We start from the raw sequence: 20,741 nt of genomic DNA, 5'->3' as shown, positions 1-20,741 counted from the left end.
GCTTATGTGCTGTTGCTGGTCTCCTTCCCGGTGCAGATGACCAGCTGGCTGCCGCCGGAGAGTGTGCGCGCCTACAGTCTCGGCGTTGGCGATGCGGTGTCGGTGATCTTTACCGGATTTAGCCTCGACGGCTATACCATGGCCCAGCTCAAGCAGGGGGTGGATGGCCTGACCATGGCGACCCCGCTCGATACCCTGAAAACCGGCCTGACTCAGGGCCTGACTGCGGGCGAGGTGTTGACTCACGGAGTGTTTGCCGACGGATGGGGCATTGGTTGGAGCTGGGTCAACCTCGGTTATCTGCTGGGTGGCTTGTTGCTGTTGCAGCAGAAGGTGATCAACTGGCACATTCCCACCGCGATTTTGGGCGTGCTGCTGCTGGCCTCGACCCTCGGTTATCTGGTGAGCCCAGATGTCACTGGGACCCCCCTTTTCCACCTGTTTAGCGGTGCCACCATGCTGGGGGCCTTTTTTATCGCCACCGATCCGGTCAGTGCCAGCACCACACCCCGTGGCCGTTTGATCTATGGCGCCCTGATCGGGCTGCTGGTCTATCTTATTCGCCGCTTTGGCGGCTATCCCGATGCCTTTGCGTTTGCCGTGCTGCTGGCGAATCTAGCGGTGCCACTGATAGATAGCCTGACTCGACCCCTTGTCTATGGCGCGCGCCGCAAATGATCCTTCAGCCTACCCTATTCATCGCCACTGCTTTCCTGCCACTGACGGAGCCCAACCATGTTCACTAGCATGCGCAAAAACGGCCTGATCTTAGCCATGTTTGCCCTAGGTTGTACCGCCTTGGTGGTGGTCACCAATGAGCTCACCAAAGAGAAGATAAGCCACCAACAGCAACAGGAAAAATTGCAGACCTTGGCCGCCTTACTCCCCCTTGGCAGCTATGACAACGATCTGGTGGCCAGTTGCAAGCAGGTGACCAGCAGAACATATTTGGGCAGCGATCAGCCACAAGCTCTCTATACCGCGACCAAGGCTGGCGTCGTCACTGGCTATGCGCTGGAAACCGTCGCCCCAGATGGCTATAGCGGCGCGATTCGCCTGATTGTCGGCATGGATCAGCGTGGTACCGTGCACGCAGTCAGGGTATTGGCCCATAAAGAGACGCCCGGCCTTGGTGATAAGTTGGAGTTGAAAAAATCAAATTGGATCAACAGTTTTGTAGGCAAGTTTTTGAGCGCCGATAACGCCGCCAGCTGGGCGGTCAAGAAAGATGGTGGCGAGTTTGATGCCTTCACCGGCGCCACCATTACCCCGCGCGCCGTAGTCAAAGCCGTTAAAAACGTGCTGGTGATGCAGCAAACTCACCCCGAACTGCTCAGCAGCGCCCCCGCCTGCCCCGCGGCGAACTAACCGGAGTCGACTCGTCATGAATGAGATGGAACAGATTGAACCCAGCGCCGCGCCGATTGCCGAGCTAGCAAGCCGCAAGGGCGAGCTCAAGGAGCTGATGCGCCAGGGGCTATGGCAGAACAACCCCTCGCTAGTGCAGGTGCTGGGGCTCTGCCCTACCCTCGCGGTCTCCTCCACCTTTACCAATGCGTTAGGGCTGGGGCTGGCCACCCTGGTGGTGCTGGTCTGCTCTAACCTTGCCGTATCATTGGTGCGCAACTGGGTGCCGAAAGACATTCGCATCCCTGTTTATGTGATGATCATTGCCTCCTTGGTGACCAGCGTGCAGCTGCTGATGAACGCCTACACCTATGGCCTCTATCAGGCGCTCGGCATCTTTATCGCCCTGATCGTCACCAACTGCGTCATCATTGGCCGCGCCGAGGCCTATGCCTCTAAGCATCCGCCGCTGCTGGCGGCCCTCGACGGCCTGATGATGGGACTGGGATTTACCCTGGTGTTACTGGTGCTGGGCGGGATGCGCGAGATCATCGGCATGGGCACCCTGTTTGATGGTGCCGAGCTGCTGCTGGGCGAGTGGGCCACATCCCTGCGCATCGAGCTGTTTCACGCCGATGCCAGCCTGCTGCTGGCGATTTTGCCACCGGGCGGCTTTATCGGGCTGGGGCTGCTGATCGCCGCCAAGAACGCCATCAATGACTGGCGCGAGCGTAAGCAGGCAGCCACCACGCCGGCGGCTAACGCTGGGCAGACGGTGCCAGCCCGGGCCCGGGTCACCCAGTTGTGAGCCCTGCCGCGCTGCCTGATCGACTACATAAGAGCTGCCATTATGAATAACCAAAAACGCCGGATGATCCTTGAGCGGCTGCGAACGGATAACCCCCACCCCACCACTGAGCTCAACTTCAGCTCGCCGTTCGAGCTCTTGATCGCCGTGCTGCTGTCGGCGCAGGCGACCGATGTCAGTGTCAACAAGGCGACTGACAAGCTCTATCCGGTGGCCAATACCCCGCAAGCGCTGCTGGATCTTGGGGTTGAGGGGCTCAAGGAGTACATCAAGACCATTGGCCTCTTTAATACTAAGGCCGAGAATGTCATCAAAACCTGCGCTATCTTGCTAGAGCGCCACGGCGGTGAAGTGCCAGAAAACCGTGAAGCACTGGAAGCCCTGCCCGGCGTCGGCCGCAAGACCGCCAACGTGGTGCTCAACACCGCCTTTGGCTGGCCCACTATCGCCGTCGACACCCATATTTTTCGGGTCTCGAACCGTACTGGTTTTGCGGTGGGCAAGAGTGTGGATCTGGTGGAGGAGAAGCTGCTCAAAGTGGTGCCCGCTGAGTTCAAGCTGGATGTTCACCACTGGCTGATCCTGCATGGTCGTTACACCTGCCTTGCCCGCAAACCGCGCTGTGGCTCATGCCTTATCGAAGATTTGTGCGAGTACAAAGAGAAGGTCTATCCCGCGAGTTGACCCCTTAGCGGGTTGGCCTAACGCCGAACTGGCAACAGACTGATCACATAAAAAAGCCGTACCCATTACCCACTTGGAGAACTGAGCAATGAGAATCTTGCATACCATGCTGCGCGTCGGCGATCTGCAACGCTCCATCGACTTCTATACCCGCGTGCTTGGCATGACCCTGCTGCGCAAGAGCGAGAACAGCGAGTACAAGTACACCTTGGCGTTCGTCGGCTACGGCGACGAGAAGAGTAACGCGGTGATCGAGCTGACTTATAACTGGGGGGTGAGCGAGTACGAACTGGGCTCCGCCTATGGTCATATCGCGCTGGAAGCGGATGACATCTACGCCACCTGTGACGCCCTGCGTGTCGCCGGTGCCAAGATCACCCGCGAGCCAGGACCAGTGAAAGGGGGCACCACGGTCATCGCGTTCGTCGAAGATCCGGACGGTTATAAAATTGAATTGATCGCCAAAAAAGATGCCGGCACGGGCCTGGGCTCTAGCCACTAGCCACTAGCCACAGGCTATGACGGTTTGGCTAACCCGATCAAAAAAGAGCGCAGTTGCGCTCTTTTCTATGCCATGGAATGCCATGGGCCAGTGGGCTGGTTAGATACTGCTATTGCGGCCCATGCTGATCACCACCCGCCGGTTTTTAGCGCGGCCCTGCTCAGTCTCGTTAGAGGCGACGTGCTGCTTCTCGCCATGCCCCGCCACCGAAATTTTGCCAGGATCGAGCCCCAAATCGACAAATACCTTCTTGATGGCATCGGCCCGCTTCTCGGAAAGTTTCTGATTTGGCCAGCGGCCACCGTAGCTGTCGCTGTAGGCGTCGATCACCACTACGTCGATACTTTTGTCGGCCTTAATAAATTCGCTGACCATCGCTAACCGACGCTTAGAAGAGAGTGAAAGTTGATCACTGTTCTTGTCGTAGGTCAGCACGCTAAAGGCAATATCGTTAAAGCTGTAGGGTAAAAGCCCGTTCAGGCAATCAACAAACGCTTGATATTTAACCCGAAAATTCACTGACGAAAGAGAGACTCGTACCGGCCTATTTTGCCGATACCAGTCACGATATTGGAAAGTGGGCATCCGCCCTCCTTCCAATTCATCGAGCATGGTCCACGCCGTTTGGCCATCAACCAGACCATCAAACTGCTGATAGAAACGCAGCTGGCTCACTTCCCTTCCCGCAATCCCCGGGCGCCATATCGGCGGCATAATGCTGAGGCTCACGGTTTGGGTTTGGGCTTGGGGCCGTTTGCCCTTTAATTCGAAGTCGAGGTTAATTTTCCGACTGGCACGGCTAACAAAAGCCCCTGTGCCCCAATTAGGGATCGGGTGCTCAAGGCGACACTCAATTTGAGAATCAGACGTTAAACGCCAGACAGATTGATCCAAACCGGCCCCGAATTCGGTAATGCCTGCCTGTAGCTGCATACTCACAGATATGCTGATCAACCCTAATACCCAAGCGTTCAACGATTCACTCCTCGATATCAACCCATTGCTAGCTATCGGCAAAAACGAGTCACACTTTAGCTAGAGAGCGGTCTGATTTGGCACCGATACAGCTGCTAGAGCGTGATTCACCCCGATCTATCAGCACGTTAGGGACCTTTATCTATGTCAAATCAGATGATCCTGAGATCAATTAAAGACAACAAACTCACTCGTTGGCCAATACATTTCCCTCTTGCATCATCCATTGCCATGACCAGACTCCGCCACTGCATACATAGCTAGGCCAGATGGCGAAACCCCGTTTATGATGAGCTGGTTTTTGTGTTAACGAGGCTCCTATGTATCTGAATATTTCGCTGCTGCTTGCTCTGCTCCTCCTCAGCGCCTGCTCAAGTACACCACAACCCACTGAGGTCTCCTCACCGCGCAGCGCTTTCGATGGTTTTTATCAGCAATGGCGTGGCGTGCCTTATCGCCTAGGAGGGGAGAACCGCGCAGGTCTGGATTGCTCCGCCTTTACCCAGCTGGCCTACCAGCAAGTGCTGGGATTTCGTCTGCCCAGAACCACTGAGTCACAAGCGGCAGTGGGCACGGCGATTGAGCGCTACCGCTTGCGATACGGTGACTTGGTTTTTTTCAAAACAGGCTGGCAGCAATATCATGTCGGGGTTTATACCGGTGCGGGTGAGTTTATCCATGCGTCGACCAGTAAAGGGGTCACCCGCTCACGGCTCGACAATCGCTATTGGAACGCACGCTACTGGCAGGCACGGCGACTCACCCAGTAAGCCACTGATGGCAAGAGTTCTGCCTCTCTTCGACAGTTAAAGGTCTGCATTTGACGTAACCCACACTCTTTTTATGCCATTTGCTCACCCGATCGCTCTCTTTTTCACCACAACCGATCAAGTTGTGCTAAGATAGCGACCACTTTTTGACACCTTCGTGCTTTTTACCACCGCTATCGGTCCGAATGAATCACAGGTTATTCGACAAACGTAAGGTAGAAAACAACCTGATCTGGCGAGGGGAAGAGATCGGCCCGGTGGTGATGCGTAAGGTAAGCCGTATTCATGTCAAGGTGATAAGGAGATCGTGCAATGAAACAGTACCAAAGCTGGCTAGGACAATATCTAATGAGTCGCCGTGATGGCGATCATGCCATGGCTTCTGAACTGGCCAGCTCCATTTGCGAGTTTTGGCAACAGCAGGGGGATGAAACCGAGTTGAACAAATGGCAGCAGATTTATCAAAACCACGTGGAAAAAACCACCTAATCGCCCACAGCCAACTGACTCGCTGCCGTGATACGGCAATAAAAACGGCGCCTTATGGCGCCGTTTTTATTGTAAATAACCGATCACATCTGATCGACCATATCCTGAGCAAATTGCGAGCAAGAGCGCAGCGTCGCCCCTTCCATTAAACGCTCAAAGTCGTAAGTGACGGTCTTGTTACGGATCGCCGCTTCCATTCCTTTGATGATAAGGTCTGCCGCCTCAACCCAACCCATGTGACGCAGCATCATTTCGGCAGAGAGAATGAGCGAGCCTGGGTTGACTTTATCCTGACCAGCGTATTTCGGGGCCGTACCATGGGTCGCCTCGAACAGAGCCACGCCGTCACCGATGTTGGCGCCAGGTGCGATACCGATACCACCAACCTGAGCAGCCAGCGCATCGGAGATGTAGTCACCGTTGAGGTTCATACAGGCGATGACGTCATACTCGGCCGGACGCAGCAAAATCTGCTGCAGGAAGGCATCCGCGATCACATCTTTGACTACGATAGTCTTGCCGGTTTTCGGGTTCTTGAAAGAGCACCAAGGGCCGCCATCAATCAGGCTGGCGTCGTACTCTTTCTGGGCCAGAGCATAACCCCAATCCTTGAAGGCACCTTCGGTGAACTTCATGATGTTACCCTTGTGCACCAACGTCACGGAGTCGCGGTCGTTGTCGATGGCATACTCAATGGCGGCACGCACCAGACGCTCGGTACCCGCCTTGGACATCGGTTTGATACCGATACCACACGACTCAGGGAAGCGAATTTTCTTGACGCCCATTTCGTTTTGCAAGAAGGCGATAACCTTTTTCGCTTCCTCACTGTCAGCCTTCCACTCGATACCGGCATAGATGTCTTCGGCGTTTTCGCGGAAGATCACCATATCAGTCAGCTCTGGCTGCTTAACAGGACTCGGCGTGCCTTCGTAGTAACGCACTGGACGCAGGCAGATGTAGAGATCCAGCTCCTGACGTAGGGCCACGTTCAGAGAACGGATACCGCCACCCACAGGGGTCGTCAGTGGTCCTTTAATAGCAACACAATATTCGCGAATAAAATCCAAGGTTTCGGCCGGTAACCAAGCGCCTTCACCATAAACATGAGTCGATTTCTCGCCGGTATAAATTTCCATCCAGGCGATAGAACGCTCGCCGTTGTAGGCTTTCTCGACCGCGGCATTCACCACATTCAACATCGCTGGGGTGACATCAATCCCGATGCCATCCCCTTCGATAAACGGAATGATTGGGTGGTTTGGCACCTGCAGCTTACCGCTGGCATCGACGGTGATCTTCTGGCCCTGGGTCGGGATAACTACTTTGCTTTCCATCGGCATCTCCTAACTTCCGTTTGTTATCAACTTGTTTGTTGCGCGCGGCCATCTTAGCCCATTCATTTTCATAATAAAATGGCGGCTCGCATGTCAGGACTACGCGCATACCACCATCGAGATCCTGGTCACACGTCGATTTTACTGCCCAGATTAGGCCACCATACTGCGTAATAGATCACACAAGCGGGCAATCCTGCCCCGACTGATCCAGATCAAGAGAGCAGCACCCCATTGCTGCAGCCATGGGCCCCCGTGGTATAGTGCGGCCTGTTTGCGTTATATCGCTGAGCACCTCTCCCACGCGACACCATGGACGCACTCACGGTCGGCCCATATAGAGCACAGAAACCGCAACGTACACGGCGAACCTGAGGATGTCGCGCCCCACATCGGACACGACGTCGAGCACGATGAAGGAGCCAGGAGCAAGACCTCCTGTGACATGCGGCCAGTGATCTTGTTTTGATGGGACAGGTGCTTTGTCGTCACCCGATGTTTGTTATCTAGCTGAGGCATCCCTTATGAGCTGTCGTGATTTGCCCTCTTTCTTCCTGATGCAAAATCCCATTCAGCACTATAACTGGGGCAGTTCTCGCGCCCTCACAACCCTGTTTGGTATTGCCAATCCAGCGGGCCAACCCCAAGCTGAACTGTGGATGGGGGCCCATCCCAATGGCTGTTCTGACGTCCTGCTGGCCGGTCATCGGCAACCCCTGTCAGACCTGATAGCCGCAGCGCCAAACGCACTATTGGGTGAGTACACCGCCACGCATGTTGGCAGCCTCCCCTTCCTCTTTAAGGTGCTGTGCGCCGAACAAGCGCTCTCCATTCAGGTACACCCCAGTAAAACGCAAGCCGAGATAGGATTTGCAAAAGAAGAGGCCGCCGGCATCGACCCGAAGGCAAGCCAGCGTAACTACAAAGATACCAACCACAAACCAGAGCTAGTCTTTGCCCTCACCCCTTATCAGGCGATGAACGGCTTTCGCCCTATTCCTGTCATTGTGGCGCTGCTTGAACGAGTGCAGCTGGCGCCACTGCGTGAACTGACGGCCTACTTTATCGCTCATCCAGATGAAGCTGGGTTACAGCACCTCTTTCATCAACTGCTGATCCTAGAGGGGCCACGTAAGGAGGCAGCACTAGCAGAGTTAGTCACTTATGCAGGCGCCCATCAAGATGAAGAGACGTTCGCACTGATCACTACATTGGCGGCCCAATATCCAAACGATGTGGGACTCTTTGCTCCCCTATTACTTAATGTGGTGACCTTAGCCCCCGGAGAGGCAATGTATCTGGATGCCTGTACTCCCCACGCCTACGTGCATGGTACTGGCCTTGAGATCATGGCGAACTCCGACAACGTACTGCGTGCAGGCCTCACCGCCAAATATATCGACGTGGAAGAGTTGCTTGCCTGCACCCGCTGCCAGCCTAAAGATGTGGATCAACTCCAGTTGCATCCACGTCATGACGGCAAGGTACAACATTTCGACGTGCCAGTGCCCGATTTTACCTTTAGCGTCTATCCGGCTGGCGAGTATGAGCTCAGCACCACCAGCGCCGAGATCCTATTTGCCATTGAGCACCCAATGACACTGCGCAAAGACGATGAGACGTTGCGACTGGAAAAAGGGCAGTCAGCTTTTATTCCAGCCCAGACGGGTCACTACCGACTACTGGCTGAGGGGCGCGTCGCTAGGGCCGGTAATCGCCGTCCATAGCCGCTGCTGATGGCGCAGACTCAGCGATATTTTATTAATAACAAGGGCCAGCTATGATGGCCCTTGTTATTTCCCCCTCAGGCAGATCCCGCTAACCCATGGCCTGCAAAGACGACTTTCTCTAATCTTTAGCCCCTCCCTCATCTTGCTACTGTGTTCAATAGCATTGCGGCAACATAACAAGCTATTGATCTGATCAGTTAAAAATTGCTCACCGATTGGATTTTGTTTTGAAGAACGGGTAGTTAAATGACTACACTGGCCATAATGACGCTTCAGGGATGAATTCGAATATGAGCTTAATTGGTCTGATCTTTGCCTTACTGTGCATCTTGGGTGGCAACATCATCGAAGGAGGACATCCCAGCGCGCTCCTCGATCTCCCCGCCTTTTTGATCGTGATCGGCGGCACCATTGGTGCAGCGCTGACTCAGTTTCCCTTCTCTGTCGTAGGCAAGACAGCAAAACGTTTTAAATGGTTACTCTCCCCCCTCAAACTCGATTTGTCAGAACAAGCTCAATTACTGGATACCTTGGCAGGCAATGCCCGTCGCAACGGCATGTTGGCGCTTGAAGGCATGATTGATGACATCCACGACCCTTTTCTAAAAAAAGGGGTGCAGATGATGGTTGATGGCTACGAAAAGACAAAAATTCATGATGTGCTAGAAAACGAGATTGAATTTGAACAAGAAGATCTCGAGCAGACCGTTAAATTTTATGAAGCCATGGGGGGGTATTGTCCAACCATGGGCATTGTCGGGGCGGTATTTGGCCTGATCCACGCCATGGGTCTCCTGGATGCCCCAGATAAACTGGGCGGCGCCATCGCAGTCGCATTTATTGCCACCATCTACGGTGTGGCCGCCGCCAACCTAATTTTCCTGCCTTTTGGTAACCGTTATAAAGCCTTTGCCCAGCAGATCCGCCACTACAAGGAGATGACCCTGACCGGCATTCTCAGCATTGTCGACGGCGAGTCACAAGCTAGGCTGCATGTGACCCTCGAACCCTACCTCGGAGAGCAACATGGCGAAAAAGAAAAAGGCTGAAGCACCAGAGAACCATGAGCGTTGGCTGGTCTCCTATGCCGACTTTATGACATTGCTGTTTGCCTTGTTCGTGGTGCTCTACTCCTTTGCGATGGCCAAGCAATCTGATACCCGAGAGTTGATTCAGGGATTTATTGACTCATTAGGCAAAATTGGCCTGATCTCTCCTCCTGCCGGCTCGCCGGTCATGCAAGGGGGCACCGGTATTCTTGAACCTGCCCCCATTACGCCCCCCAGTGCTAGCCCCCAAGAGGAGCTGGTCGCGGAGAAAACATCTCAGCTGGCCGCCGCTAACCCTGTGAATGAGACCATCGGCACATCGCAGCAACCCAGCGACACCGAATCATGGCCCCATAAAGCCGAGGAGCAAGAGTGGGTGCAGGTCAGTAAACAACTACTTGAGCAGCAGCTCACCACTCAAATTGAGTCTAAGGAGTTAGAAATAGAGCAGTTAGGTAGCCAGTTGATGATCCGTATTGGCGAACAGGCGTTATTCCCTGCTGATTCTGCCTTCTTACAATCCCAGTTCATCCCACTGGTGCACAAAATTTCCGATATTTTAGCCAATATCCCAGGGCAAATTGTGGTCACAGGCCATACCGATAATAGCCAAGCACCGGTTGAACTTTATCGTAATAACTGGGAGTTATCCGTACTGCGAGCGGCATCCATCGTCCAAACCTTAATCAGCAACAATAAGCTCGATGCTACCCGTGTCATTGCCCAAGGTGTCGCAGACACCCGACCACGTTATGCCAATGATACTCCAGCCCATCGCCAAGCTAACCGACGAGTAGAAATTACCCTATCGCAAGGCAAACCCTTGGAGGAACGTTTACTCCTCATCAAACCATGAAATTTAACATAACAGACTGAATATATTATATTTAACATCTCTAAACTGCGGTTTGCATAACGGCAACGCCCCATTTACCCACGGCAAGTTTTTTCGCCTCTTCCTGTTTCATCGCTTCAACAACTCTTGTATTGTTGAAGCGATGACTACGTTATGGAGAGTGATGCATGACGAATAAAATGGATAGCGAGCAGGCGACCAAGATCTTTGAATCTTTAGCATCAGGGATCAGGCTTGATGTCTGGCGTCTGTTAGTACAAGCAGGGCTATCTGGCCGGGTCGCTGGGGAATTGGCGGCAGAACTGGCGCTTGCTCCCAATACCTTATCCTTTCACCTCAAAGGCATGGTGCATGCAGGATTGCTATCCGTGACACAAGAAGGCCGCTTTTTACGTTATCGCGCGAACCTTCCCGTGATGCTGTTATTGATCGGTTACCTTACCGAGGAGTGCTGTGCAGGCCATCCCCAAACCTGCGGCATCCCCAGCAAACTCGGCTGTTTACCTGAACAAACCGATACCACCACATAAGGCGTATTGGGTGGTGAGGCTTGCTGAGCATGTCTTACTGAACATGCGAGGGGATGTCTGACCAAGTCTGGCTTTACCCACACTTATCAAATCAGCCAAGGTCCTTATTTTTCTATCGTCAACCAAGCAATATTCGCAGGATGAACCTGCGTTAGGAGCTGTTGTGTCCGCAACCTGTGATGCCAAGGCAGTGCCTGCCATCGGCTTTTTTGAACGTTATCTGACCGCCTGGGTCGCCCTCTGCATCCTGGTGGGGATTGGGCTTGGGCAAGGTTTGCCGGATCTCTTCAAGGCGATCGGTGCCATGGAGGTGGCCAAAGTCAACCTGCCGGTGGGGCTGCTGATCTGGGTGATGATCATCCCCATGCTGCTCAAGATCGACTTTGGCGCCCTGCATCAGGTGAAGGGCCATATGAAGGGAATTGGGGTCACCCTCTTTATCAATTGGCTGGTCAAGCCCTTCTCGATGGCCTTCCTCGGCTGGCTGTTTATCCGTGTGTTATTTGCCGACTGGCTGCCGGCAGACCAGCTCGACAGTTACGTAGCGGGCTTGATCCTGCTGGCGGCGGCCCCCTGCACCGCCATGGTGTTTGTCTGGAGTCGTCTCACCAACGGCGATCCCTACTTCACCCTGTCGCAGGTGGCGGTAAACGACCTCATCATGGTGTTTGCCTTCGCGCCGCTGGTGGCGCTGCTGCTCGGGGTATCCAGCATAGTTGTGCCATGGGATACCCTGCTCACCTCTGTGGTGCTCTATATCGTTATTCCGGTGATTATCGCCCAACTGCTGCGCAAGGCTTTGCTGAGAAAGGGAGAGGCCCATTTTGACGGCGTCATGACCCGCATCCAGCCGTGGTCGGTGGTGGCCCTGCTGCTCACTCTGGTGCTGCTGTTTGCCTTTCAGGGCAACGCCATCATTGAGCAGCCGCTAGTCATTGCCCTGTTGGCAGTGCCGATCCTGATCCAGGTGCTGTTCAACTCCGGGCTCGCCTATTGGCTTAACCGCAAGGTGGGGGAGAAGCACTCGGTGGCCTGTCCTTCCGCCCTGATCGGTGCCTCCAACTTCTTCGAGCTGGCGGTAGCCGCCGCCATCAGCTTATTCGGCTTTCACTCCGGCGCGGCACTTGCCACCGTGGTCGGGGTGCTGATCGAGGTGCCGGTCATGCTGCTGCTGGTACGGGTGGTTAACGCCAGCAAACCCTGGTACGAAGCGGGGCTAAGCCGCTAACTGATGGCCGTTAACAGATGGCCACTAACTGATGCTATCCATTTCCTATTCACTTGATTAATGAGAGACACGCAAATGAGTGCAATCACCATCTATCACAACCCGGAATGTGGTACCTCCCGCAACACCCTGGCGCTTATTCGCAACAGCGGCGTGGAGCCCACTGTCATCCACTATCTGGAGACGCCGCCTTCCCGCGGCCAGCTGGTAGCGCTGATCGCCGCCATGGGCATGCCGGTGCGCGAGCTGCTGCGCAAGAACGTGCCCCCCTACGAGGCGCTCGCTCTGGCGGAAGATCGCTTCAGCGATGATGAACTGATCGATGCCATGCTGGCCCACCCTATCCTGATCAACCGTCCCATCGTCGTCACGCCCCTTGGCACCAAGCTCTGCCGCCCGTCGGAACGGGTGCTCGATATATTGCCCTGCCAACAAAAAGGGGCCTTTGCCAAGGAAGATGGCGAGCAGGTGGTGGATGCGAGCGGCAAGCGCCTGATAGGCAAATAAAATCGACACCTAGGTGTGGTACTGGACAAGACGTATTTGATTGTTACGTTTAGCGCACTGGCACAGACGGCGATTCCCCACCCATAACACGGTTACCTGGATAGCTATCCAACGAAAACAAGAGGGGGATGCCAATGGCATCCCCCTCTTTTCAGCATCTGAACGAGATCAGATTACTCTTTGACTTCCTGTACACCAGATACGCGCACTTCTACACGACGATCCGGAGCCAAGCAAGAGATCAGCTGAGCTTTAGCTTTTACGCCGTCACACTTAGTACCAGTGACAGGATTTGCTTCACCGCGGCCTTCGACTGCCACTTTGCCAGCAGCCATACCTTTGCTCACGAGGAAGTTAGCAACGGTGCGAGCACGGGACTCAGAAAGCTTCTGGTTGTAGGCATCAGAACCGATGCGGTCGGTGTAACCTACCACAACAGCATTGCCATCTTTCGGCTGGAACTCAACGATTTGCTGATACAGACTATTGAGCGCAGCAACACCTTCTGGCTTCAGGCTGTCTTTGCCAAAGGCAAACAGTACATCAGAATTCAGAGCAAAGTTCTTCTCAACGACTTGAGGAGCAGGAGCTGGGGCTTCTTCGACAACCGGAGCCGGAGCTGGGGCAACGTAAGAAGTGCGGAACGGATGGTAAACGGCTTCTAAAGTCGCAACGCTCTGGTTGGATTTGTAACGAACATTGTCAGCGTGGAGATCTGCTACGTCCCACATGTAACGGTAACGAGCTTGCAAATCCAAGGCATCATTAACTTTGTAGGTCGCGCCCACACCAGCCAGCGGAGAAACCTTAGTATCGCTGGTGCCACGACCGTCAGTATGACCCCAATAAGCACCACCTTCAGCAAACAGGGAGATGTCGCTGTTCAGCGGCAGGCGGCCGATACCAGAGAGGGTGCCACCTTGGCTTTCGTAACGGTTACCATTGGTATTACCACGACCGGTGTACTGGTAGCCTAGTTCGGTTCCGAAGTTCTCGGTGAAGTTGTAACCAACGAAGGCATTTGCAGCAGCTGCATTCTCTTCGCCAACATTCACACCTTCGACTTTTTTCAGGCCATTAAAATGGGCTGCACCAGCACCAGCACCGAAGTAAATATCATCAGCAGCGTGAACAGCAGTAGCACCCATTGCAGCCATCGCGATGGCAATCAGGGAAGGAGCCATTTTCATCATAAAAAAATCCTCGTTGAGATCGCACGTTCGCACGTGCTTCGCACTTTGTAATTTATGTAAGCTGCAGGCTCCGCCGAACCACAGGCATTGAGTCTGACAGGTCGCCTAGCCAAGCGACTAGGCAGTCGCACATTCCAGCATGTGCAAGACGCTGTGGCACTAGCACGTTAAAACGTCAAAAACTAGCGTCAAGCGCAGATGTCATTTTAATGACGAGCCGCACTCTATGCCGTTTTTAAAACATGATCAAGCTCACAGGCGATATGTATGGCAAATTATGTCGTGACGATAACTAACTGTTTATTCAGATTAATTAATGGTGTAGGGAGATTCGCTACCATTTTCCAGCTACATAAGGGTGTTAACTGAATCATGAAAGGTCTCTTGAACCGCGATACAAAACTGATTGGTAGTGGATGAGGCTGGCGTTATTCAGTCACCAAAATTGATTTTTGGTCTGACAAGTAGAATAAGGAAAAACTGTCGATACCGTAAAACCGACCGAGCCATAACTCTTAATGGGTATTTTTGAACCATAACAGGTAGCATTGTTGGGACAACAATGGCGGTTTCTTTTCGAGACTGTTTACCTAAAGCGATTGAGCGATTAACATCCCCCACGCAAATAAGGGTTGTTGCCGAAAGGCACTCAGAAAAATAGAGGCTCGAAGATAACGAGTCCGCTCAGAACTGATACACTTGACTACGAGTCGTCGCGAAAAATAAGGCGGGTTAACCCGCCAAACGGAGTATTGAACAATATGAATTCAAATATCGTTACTGTTGGTAAAAAAATCCGTCAGATCCGTGAAGCGGTTGGCTTAAGCCGCCCCAAGTTCGCAGATCTGCTAGGCGTTCCACCAACCACACTGAAAAACTACGAGTTAGGTTATCGTGAGGTTGGCGGCGCGTTCCTCGTCGCTCTGGCCCACCACCCTGAATTGCATAAATTCACGTTGTGGCTACTGGCAGACAAAAAAGTCTCTGACATCGGGCAAATTGGTCCGGATGACTTAGCAAGCGATTAATAATCGCATTTAAGACTGCCAAAATGCCGCCTCTGCGCGGCATTTTTTTATCTTCAATTTGTCTTTGTCAAGTTGAAATTCGTGCCAAATCGGCTAACCTCGAACCATTTTGGCAATAATACTCGATTTTCAGAAAATTCCCACTACTGATTTTGATCAATTTTAACTAATTAAGCGAACAGCAGAGTCTTCATCCCGATTGTTTGCTTTCTAGCCCAAGACCTACTTATGGACTGATAGTGAAGTACTGTGAGTTGGCAGTGATTCGGGCTCACCGCCCAATAGTGAGGAGTGCTCTTGCCAGCTCTCGCTGCGATTACGGCCCTTTGCTTTGGCTTGATACAGTGCTAAATCAGCTCGCCGAATCGTTTCTTGTAATGAGATGTCCGACTGATAAGCATGATAGCCAAGACTGATGGTCACACTGAGACCTGGAACTATGGTTGCCCAAGAGTGGTTAGCGACGGTCGTCCTAAGCCGCTCGGCTATATCGGCAAGCAGCGAGTCATTACTACCACTGACTAAGATGAGAAACTCCTCCCCCCCCCACCGTATCAGCGTATCTTGCTGCCTCAGTTGGCGCTGAAATAACTGCGCCAACTTGACAAGCACGACATCCCCCACACCATGGCCATAACAGTCATTGACCAACTTAAAATAGTCCGCATCCAGTATCACAACGCCCAGTTGTTGCCTGCTATTAAACGTGCCGAGTTGCTCTTGGGTCGCCAGATAATGACGATTAAACGCCCCCGTGAGGGCATCGTGACAAGAGAGGTAGTTAAGCTGCCGATTGAGACGATGTACTCTCAAGCTAGAAAACGCCGCCAACATCATAAAAATAATCGCGATTAATGTTGGTGCTGACTGAACCAACATGGCCCACAGCAAGTTGATTAGTGGGATACGGTGAACCAGCAAAAGTGGGGTGTCAGGAATAGAATGAGAGAGCTGTAACGCCCCTTGCTGCCAGTGGTATTTATCTGCCGGCGTGAGAGATGAGGGGACAAAAGGTTGGCTATCACTGCTGGCGAGCACCTGCTGAAATTGATTGATCAGGCTTAAATTCCCGAGACTCGGTGTCAATTGCTGAAGCAGCTGATGCAACCGAGTTTGCAGAATATCAATGCTGATCATGCCAACTAATTTGTCATCTTTAAATAATGGCTGAGAGAGCGTCACCATACTGCCTAACCCGGCAAAATCATTATAAGGGCGGGACAACACACTCTGTTGCTTAGGCTGGACACCTGCCAACGCATCTTGCCAGTAAGGCTTCTGATAAATTTCAGAGGTAAAACGAAACTGTTTGGAAGGCACCCAAGGATATAAGTAGATAAAGTCATCAACCCCCGTAAAGTATGCCCACCCAATTTCTGGCCCTAAACGCTGGCTTGCTGTCGCCAGAAGAGGAGATAGGCTGAGCGCTAGATGTAAGCGCGCTTCCCGCTCACTACCAGGGGGGGGAAGAGGTCCGGCACCAGTGAGATTACCCACCAAGCCACGGGGCAGATCGACTGGCGGTTTGTCTAAGTTCAGTTCAGCACCATTTTGTAACTGCTTATAAAGCTGGCGAGTCAGGGTGGATTGAGGATCACTGCGCATCCGCTCCTCCGCTTGACCACGCATGGCCTCTAAGAAGACTTCGATTTGCTGAAATTGGTCACTGAGGCGGGCGGCACTATTGAGCGTGTCACTTAAATAGAGTTTCTCGATTTGCTGCAAGGTTTGCTTCAACGCTAAGCCAAGCAGTAGCATGACCGAGACAAGCAACAGCCAAGATAGGCGCAATGTCAACTGTTGGTCGGAGACTCTTGGCATGTGGGAATTATCTGATTGTTACGTAGGAAAACATTACGTTAATGTATTGTACGCAGATTGAAAAGTACGCGTGCGTAATAATCCCCATCCGTCATCCTTTTATTTGTCACTGTTTGTCACATTTATACATAGTCAAGGCACAGTCCGAGGCTAACATGGTCCTATCTTGAGTGACACCATTTACTCTGTCTCCTTCACCTCATGGATGTTTCAATGAATATACGGATCTGGCTTAGCCTGAGTGTTGTCACTGTGGTGACGATCTCCGGTTGGATGTTTCTCGGCCAGCAGCGGCCTGTTCCCCCCCTCCCCGAGCGACAAGTCTCCATTCGTGCTCACACCGTTAAACAGGCTGTCGCCGAACCCACGCTCAAGCTAGTGGGCACCTTAGTAGCCAATCACGCGGTCACCATCAGCCCCGAGGTCACCGGCCGAATCACCCAGATCGCGGTGCAGTCGGGCCAACGGGTGAGCAAAGGAGAGACACTAATTACGCTGGATGCAGGCAAGCAACAAGCCACCGTAGCCGAGCAAAGCGCTAGCTTAAAAGACGAAACGCGCAAATTAGCAGACATGCGTCAACTGGTCGCCCGCGGCGCCGTGACCCAATCCGAGCTAGAAGGGCAAGAGGCCACCGTGGCCCAAATGCAAGCGCGGCTCGATGCGGCCCGCTACGAGCTCTCCCTGCGTACCTTAACCGCCCCGTTCAGTGGCACCGTGAGCCTGATTGACTGGACTGAAGGAGCCTTGGTCAACAGCGGTGATCCCCTACTGCACCTTGATGAGCTCGATCAGCTGCGCCTCGATCTGGCGGTCCCCCAGCGTTACCTCTCTTTATTAAGACCGGGAATGGCAATAACAGCCACCAGCAGCGCCTGGCCGGATCAAGCCTTTCGCGGCACGCTTACCGCCCTCGATAGTCGGATCGCGAGCGACAGCCAAAACATCAAAGCGCGGGTGATATTACAACGTTCAGGCGGCCAGCTACGGCCGGGCATGTTGCTCAATGTCGAATTGGCCTTGCCTGCCCGTCAGTTAACGCAGATCCCAGCCCAATCGGTGGAATATCTGGGCGAGCAGCGTTTTGTCTATCGTCTGGAGAGCGATGGCCGCGTCAAACGGGTGCCAGTCGTGCTGGGCGACACCGAAGGCGAGACGGTCTGGGTCACTGACGGGCTGAACGTCGGGGATCGCATCGTGGTTGAAGGGCTGGTCAATCTGCGTGATGGCGCCATGGTGCGTGAACTAGCGGAGGTCAACAGCTGATGTGGCTCTCTGATATCTCAGTTCGTCGTCCGCTGGTGGCAGTGGTGCTGAGCGCCCTGCTCACCGTGTTTGGTCTGGTGGCCTTTAGCAAGCTCACGGTGCGGGAGATGCCTGATGTGCAAACGCCGTCGGTCTCCATCACCACCACCTATGAAGGGGCGGCCCCCGCCGTGATGGAGAGCCAAGTCACCAAACCCATCGAAGATCAGCTCTCCGGCATTAGCGGTATCAAGAACATCAATTCGATGACCCGCAAAGGGCGGTCGATGATCACCATCGAGTTCAAGCTCGGCTGGGATATGGTGGAGGGCATTTCCGACGTGCGGGATGCCCTCGCCCGGGCACGACCGCGGCTACCCGATGAAGTGGATGAACCGCTGATCGCCAAAGATAACGGCAACGGCGATGTGTCAGTCTGGCTCAATTTCAGCAGCAGCCAGATGGATCGCACCGCCATGACCGATTACGCCAACCGCGTGCTGGTCGACCCCTTGAGTCTGGTGGACGGGGTCAGCGAGGTGATGCTCTCCGGCGACCTCACTCAGGTGATGTATGTGCGGCTGCGCCCAGCGGACATGGCCGCCCGTGGCATCACGGTCACTGATGTACAAGAGGCCCTGCGGCGCGAGAACATCGAACTGCCGGGCGGCGAGATCCGCAACAACGCCATGACCATGTCGGTGCAGATTGCTCGGCTCTATCACTCAGCCGAGGATTTCCAGCAGTTATTGCTGCGCACCACCGGCGCGGGCCAGCGGATCTATCTGGCCGATATTGCCGATGTCGACGTGGGGGCGAGAAACGAAGACAGCGCCTACCAGCGCAACGGCCGCGAAAGTTTGGGGATCGGCATCGTCGCCCAATCCACCGCCAACCCCTTGGCAGTGGCACAGGGTATCGAGAAAAAGCTTGGTGAGATGCAGCGCTTTTTGCCGGAGGGGGCTGTGCTTGAGGTCGATTATGACGCCACCATCTTTATTAAGCAGGCGATCGACGAGGTCTACCTGACCTTGGCCATCTGCGCCGTGCTCGTGGTGGCGGTGCTCTACCTGTTTTTGGGTCAAGTGCGCACCACCTTGATCCCCGCGATCACCGTACCGGTCTCACTGATTTCCGCCTGTATCGGTGCTTGGTATTTCGGCTTTTCCATCAACCTCATCACCTTGCTCGCCCTGATTCTCGCCATCGGCTTGGTGGTCGATGACGCCATCGTGGTAGTGGAGAACATCCACCACCACCTGCAGCGCGGCGAGCCGCCGCTGCTGGCCGCGTGGCATGGCACCCGCGAAGTAGGCTTTGCGGTGATTGCCACCACCGCCGTGCTGGTAATGGTGTTTATCCCTATCGCCTTTATGGATGGCATGGTGGGTCGGCTGTTTACCGAGTTTGCCATCCTGCTCTCCTTGGCGGTGCTCTGCTCCTCGCTGGTGGCATTGACCCTGACCCCAGCCATGGGCTCTTGGCTGATGCGTCCGCGCGATCAACCTAATCGGCTGACGGCCCTCCTTGATCGCGCGCTGGGCTGGGTTGAAGATCGTTATCGCACGGGGCTGGCATTTGTGCTGCGCCACTCCCGCTGGATGCCGCTGGTGCTGGTGCTCTCTCTGGGTGGCATTGCAGCCCTACTGACCCAGTTACCCGCCAGCCTGACCCCGACGGAAGATCGCGGGGTGGTCTTTGTGTTTGTCAGAGGAGGAGAAGGCACCAGCATCGAGCGGATGAAGCGCAACATGAAGCAGGTAGAAGCAGCCATCATGCCGATGTTGGGCAAAGGAGTGGTGCAATCCATGAGTTTTAGCACCCCCGCCTTTGGCCGTGGCGGCGATCAGACTGGCATGGTGATCATCCAGCTCACCGATTGGGCCGAACGCGCGCTCACTGCCAGCGCCTTTTCCCGCTCACTGAGTGGCCAGCTGGCAGGGATCCCAGATGTGATGATCCGCCCTTTCCAGCCCGGATTTAGGGGCGGCTCAACGGCGCCAGTGCAGTTCGTGTTACAGGGCAACGACTACAACGAGCTCTACCAACAAGGGGTGGCACTGCAACAAGCGGCACAAGCAAGCGGCTTGATGCAAAACCCCGATCTCGACTACGCCGAGAAGACCCCCGAGCTGCAAGTGACCATCGCCCGAGATGAGGCCAACCAGCTTGGCATTGCCGTCTCGACCGTCGCCAGTACCCTGCAAACCTTGCTGGGTGGTGTCAGTCAAACCACCTATGTCGATCGGGGCGAGGAGTATGATGTCTACCTGCGCGGCAACCAGCGCGAGTTCAACGGCATCTCCGATCTTGGCCGTATCTATCTCAAAGCCGCCAATGGCGAGATGGTGAGCCTCTCGACCCTCGCCACCGTCAAACAAGTAGCCACCGCCAACCGCCTCAACCACTATCAGCGCCAGAAGGCGATCGCGCTGACTGCCGATGTGGCGCCAGATCGCACCTTGGGTGAAGCCCTTGATTTTCTCGATGGCTGGGCCACCAACACCAGATAGACCACCAGCAGGGCGAGGCCAAACACCAGCGTCATCTCCCCCTGATTGTCGCGGTACTCTTTCGACTCGCCACCGTAATCCACCGTCATGCCATTGGGCAGGTTGGCGTTGGCCCAGCCATCGAGAAAA

The 20,741-nt window shown here is 54.2% G+C and carries 20 protein-coding genes and 1 pseudogene; 16 read left to right on the top strand and 5 right to left on the bottom strand.

All coding sequences use genetic code 11. From position 1 onward, the window contains the following. The 5 genes from CUC53_RS15420 to gloA all read left to right on the top strand — a co-directional run. Window positions 1-678, top strand: a 678-nt coding sequence (locus tag CUC53_RS15420; RefSeq protein ID WP_157798296.1) for an RnfABCDGE type electron transport complex subunit D, incomplete at its 5' end; no start/stop codon positions are given. A 57-nt stretch (window positions 679-735) separates the two neighbouring features. After that, the gene (gene rsxG, locus CUC53_RS15415) at window positions 736-1,368 is read left to right on the top strand and encodes an electron transport complex subunit RsxG (protein ID WP_100294965.1); all 633 of its coding nucleotides are present in this window, start codon (window positions 736-738) and stop codon (window positions 1,366-1,368) included. 16 nt (window positions 1,369-1,384) lie between these two features. Then, entirely contained in the window at window positions 1,385-2,155 is a 771-nt protein-coding gene (locus CUC53_RS15410) for an electron transport complex subunit E (RefSeq protein ID WP_420808068.1), read from the top strand. Window positions 2,156-2,197: 42 nt separating this feature from the next. Next, window positions 2,198-2,839 carry an endonuclease III gene (nth, locus tag CUC53_RS15405; RefSeq protein WP_100294964.1) on the top strand — a complete coding sequence of 214 codons (642 nt, stop codon included), beginning with the start codon at window positions 2,198-2,200 and terminating at the stop codon, window positions 2,837-2,839. Window positions 2,840-2,927: 88 nt separating this feature from the next. Then, on the top strand, window positions 2,928-3,341 hold the full coding sequence (gloA, locus tag CUC53_RS15400; protein WP_100294963.1) for a lactoylglutathione lyase: 414 nt from the start codon (window positions 2,928-2,930) through the stop codon (window positions 3,339-3,341). 99 nt (window positions 3,342-3,440) lie between these two features. On the opposite strand, the gene CUC53_RS15395 is transcribed toward gloA, so the two are convergent. Next, on the bottom strand, window positions 3,441-4,316 hold the full coding sequence (locus CUC53_RS15395) for a flagellar protein MotY (RefSeq protein ID WP_201796776.1): 876 nt from the start codon (window positions 4,314-4,316) through the stop codon (window positions 3,441-3,443). Window positions 4,317-4,636: 320 nt separating this feature from the next. On the opposite strand from CUC53_RS15395, the gene CUC53_RS15390 reads away from it, so the two are divergent. Together CUC53_RS15390 and CUC53_RS15385 are read left to right on the top strand one after the other, a co-directional pair. Further along, the gene (locus CUC53_RS15390; RefSeq protein WP_100294962.1) at window positions 4,637-5,086 is read left to right on the top strand and encodes a C40 family peptidase; all 450 of its coding nucleotides are present in this window, start codon (window positions 4,637-4,639) and stop codon (window positions 5,084-5,086) included. Window positions 5,087-5,398: 312 nt separating this feature from the next. Further along, a complete protein-coding gene (locus tag CUC53_RS15385) occupies window positions 5,399-5,575 on the top strand; it encodes a hypothetical protein (protein WP_100294961.1) in 177 nt (58 codons plus the stop codon). Window positions 5,576-5,658: 83 nt separating this feature from the next. On the opposite strand, the gene icd is transcribed toward CUC53_RS15385, so the two are convergent. Beyond that, the gene (icd, locus tag CUC53_RS15380; RefSeq protein ID WP_100294960.1) at window positions 5,659-6,912 is read right to left on the bottom strand and encodes an NADP-dependent isocitrate dehydrogenase; all 1,254 of its coding nucleotides are present in this window, start codon (window positions 6,910-6,912) and stop codon (window positions 5,659-5,661) included. A gap of 524 nt (window positions 6,913-7,436) precedes the next feature. Here icd and manA point away from each other — a divergent pair. The 6 genes from manA (at window position 7,437) to arsC (ending at window position 12,812) form a co-directional block, all read left to right on the top strand. Further along, window positions 7,437-8,639, top strand: coding sequence for a mannose-6-phosphate isomerase, class I (gene manA, locus CUC53_RS15375; protein WP_100294959.1), 1,203 nt, complete (start codon window positions 7,437-7,439; stop codon window positions 8,637-8,639). A 293-nt stretch (window positions 8,640-8,932) separates the two neighbouring features. Then, entirely contained in the window at window positions 8,933-9,691 is a 759-nt protein-coding gene (locus tag CUC53_RS15370) for a flagellar motor protein (RefSeq protein ID WP_100294958.1), read from the top strand. Further along, entirely contained in the window at window positions 9,669-10,547 is an 879-nt protein-coding gene (locus CUC53_RS15365) for a MotB family protein (RefSeq protein WP_100294957.1), read from the top strand. The genes CUC53_RS15370 and CUC53_RS15365 overlap by 23 nt, the downstream gene beginning before the upstream one ends. A 179-nt stretch (window positions 10,548-10,726) precedes the next feature. Then, window positions 10,727-11,077, top strand: a complete 351-nt coding sequence (locus CUC53_RS15360) for an ArsR/SmtB family transcription factor (protein ID WP_100294966.1) — start codon at window positions 10,727-10,729, stop codon at window positions 11,075-11,077. A 163-nt stretch (window positions 11,078-11,240) separates the two neighbouring features. Next, window positions 11,241-12,305 carry an ACR3 family arsenite efflux transporter gene (gene arsB / locus CUC53_RS15355; RefSeq protein ID WP_100294956.1) on the top strand — a complete coding sequence of 355 codons (1,065 nt, stop codon included), beginning with the start codon at window positions 11,241-11,243 and terminating at the stop codon, window positions 12,303-12,305. 75 nt (window positions 12,306-12,380) lie between these two features. Beyond that, on the top strand, window positions 12,381-12,812 hold the full coding sequence (gene arsC / locus CUC53_RS15350) for a glutaredoxin-dependent arsenate reductase (protein ID WP_100294955.1): 432 nt from the start codon (window positions 12,381-12,383) through the stop codon (window positions 12,810-12,812). A gap of 173 nt (window positions 12,813-12,985) precedes the next feature. On the opposite strand, the gene ompA is transcribed toward arsC, so the two are convergent. Next, a complete protein-coding gene (gene ompA / locus CUC53_RS15345; RefSeq protein WP_100294954.1) occupies window positions 12,986-14,005 on the bottom strand; it encodes a porin OmpA in 1,020 nt (339 codons plus the stop codon). 761 nt (window positions 14,006-14,766) lie between these two features. Here ompA and CUC53_RS15340 point away from each other — a divergent pair. Then, window positions 14,767-15,033, top strand: a complete 267-nt coding sequence (locus tag CUC53_RS15340) for a helix-turn-helix domain-containing protein (protein WP_100294953.1) — start codon at window positions 14,767-14,769, stop codon at window positions 15,031-15,033. 222 nt (window positions 15,034-15,255) lie between these two features. On the opposite strand, the gene CUC53_RS15335 is transcribed toward CUC53_RS15340, so the two are convergent. Then, window positions 15,256-16,854, bottom strand: a complete 1,599-nt coding sequence (locus CUC53_RS15335; RefSeq protein WP_100294952.1) for a sensor domain-containing diguanylate cyclase — start codon at window positions 16,852-16,854, stop codon at window positions 15,256-15,258. 273 nt (window positions 16,855-17,127) lie between these two features. On the opposite strand from CUC53_RS15335, the gene CUC53_RS15330 reads away from it, so the two are divergent. Next, window positions 17,128-18,120 carry an efflux RND transporter periplasmic adaptor subunit gene (locus CUC53_RS15330; protein ID WP_420808069.1) on the top strand — a complete coding sequence of 331 codons (993 nt, stop codon included), beginning with the start codon at window positions 17,128-17,130 and terminating at the stop codon, window positions 18,118-18,120. After that, window positions 18,120-20,597: pseudogene (locus CUC53_RS15325) on the top strand (efflux RND transporter permease subunit); the annotation flags it as partial. The gene CUC53_RS15330 and the pseudogene CUC53_RS15325, both read left to right, overlap by 1 nt. Here CUC53_RS15325 and CUC53_RS19310 read toward each other — a convergent pair. Next, the coding region (locus CUC53_RS19310; protein WP_236757937.1) for a hypothetical protein at window positions 20,510-20,741 on the bottom strand (232 nt) is incomplete at its 5' end. The pseudogene CUC53_RS15325 and the gene CUC53_RS19310 sit on opposite strands and share 88 nt — an antisense overlap.

The organism is Aeromonas cavernicola (assembly GCF_002795305.1).
Classification (GTDB): Bacteria; Pseudomonadota; Gammaproteobacteria; order Enterobacterales; family Aeromonadaceae; genus Aeromonas; species Aeromonas cavernicola.
The sequence above is the reverse complement of the archived record's forward strand: the minus strand, read 5'-3'. Positions and strand labels throughout refer to the sequence as shown.

What these genes read in the sequence shown, in the direction of transcription:
- rsxG (WP_100294965.1), top strand. Translation starts at nt 736, where the DNA reads ATGTTCACTAGCATGCGCAAAAACGGCCTGATCTTAGCCATGTTTGCC.
- CUC53_RS15410 (WP_420808068.1), top strand. Translation starts at nt 1,385, where the DNA reads ATGAATGAGATGGAACAGATTGAACCCAGCGCCGCGCCGATTGCCGAG.
- nth (WP_100294964.1), top strand. Translation starts at nt 2,198, where the DNA reads ATGAATAACCAAAAACGCCGGATGATCCTTGAGCGGCTGCGAACGGAT.
- gloA (WP_100294963.1), top strand. Translation starts at nt 2,928, where the DNA reads ATGAGAATCTTGCATACCATGCTGCGCGTCGGCGATCTGCAACGCTCC.
- CUC53_RS15390 (WP_100294962.1), top strand. Translation starts at nt 4,637, where the DNA reads ATGTATCTGAATATTTCGCTGCTGCTTGCTCTGCTCCTCCTCAGCGCC.
- CUC53_RS15385 (WP_100294961.1), top strand. Translation starts at nt 5,399, where the DNA reads ATGAAACAGTACCAAAGCTGGCTAGGACAATATCTAATGAGTCGCCGT.
- icd (WP_100294960.1), bottom strand. Translation starts at nt 6,912, where the DNA reads ATGGAAAGCAAAGTAGTTATCCCGACCCAGGGCCAGAAGATCACCGTC.
- manA (WP_100294959.1), top strand. Translation starts at nt 7,437, where the DNA reads ATGAGCTGTCGTGATTTGCCCTCTTTCTTCCTGATGCAAAATCCCATT.
- CUC53_RS15370 (WP_100294958.1), top strand. Translation starts at nt 8,933, where the DNA reads ATGAGCTTAATTGGTCTGATCTTTGCCTTACTGTGCATCTTGGGTGGC.
- CUC53_RS15365 (WP_100294957.1), top strand. Translation starts at nt 9,669, where the DNA reads ATGGCGAAAAAGAAAAAGGCTGAAGCACCAGAGAACCATGAGCGTTGG.
- CUC53_RS15360 (WP_100294966.1), top strand. Translation starts at nt 10,727, where the DNA reads ATGGATAGCGAGCAGGCGACCAAGATCTTTGAATCTTTAGCATCAGGG.
- arsC (WP_100294955.1), top strand. Translation starts at nt 12,381, where the DNA reads ATGAGTGCAATCACCATCTATCACAACCCGGAATGTGGTACCTCCCGC.
- ompA (WP_100294954.1), bottom strand. Translation starts at nt 14,005, where the DNA reads ATGATGAAAATGGCTCCTTCCCTGATTGCCATCGCGATGGCTGCAATG.
- CUC53_RS15340 (WP_100294953.1), top strand. Translation starts at nt 14,767, where the DNA reads ATGAATTCAAATATCGTTACTGTTGGTAAAAAAATCCGTCAGATCCGT.
- CUC53_RS15335 (WP_100294952.1), bottom strand. Translation starts at nt 16,854, where the DNA reads ATGCCAAGAGTCTCCGACCAACAGTTGACATTGCGCCTATCTTGGCTG.
- CUC53_RS15330 (WP_420808069.1), top strand. Translation starts at nt 17,128, where the DNA reads ATGTTTCTCGGCCAGCAGCGGCCTGTTCCCCCCCTCCCCGAGCGACAA.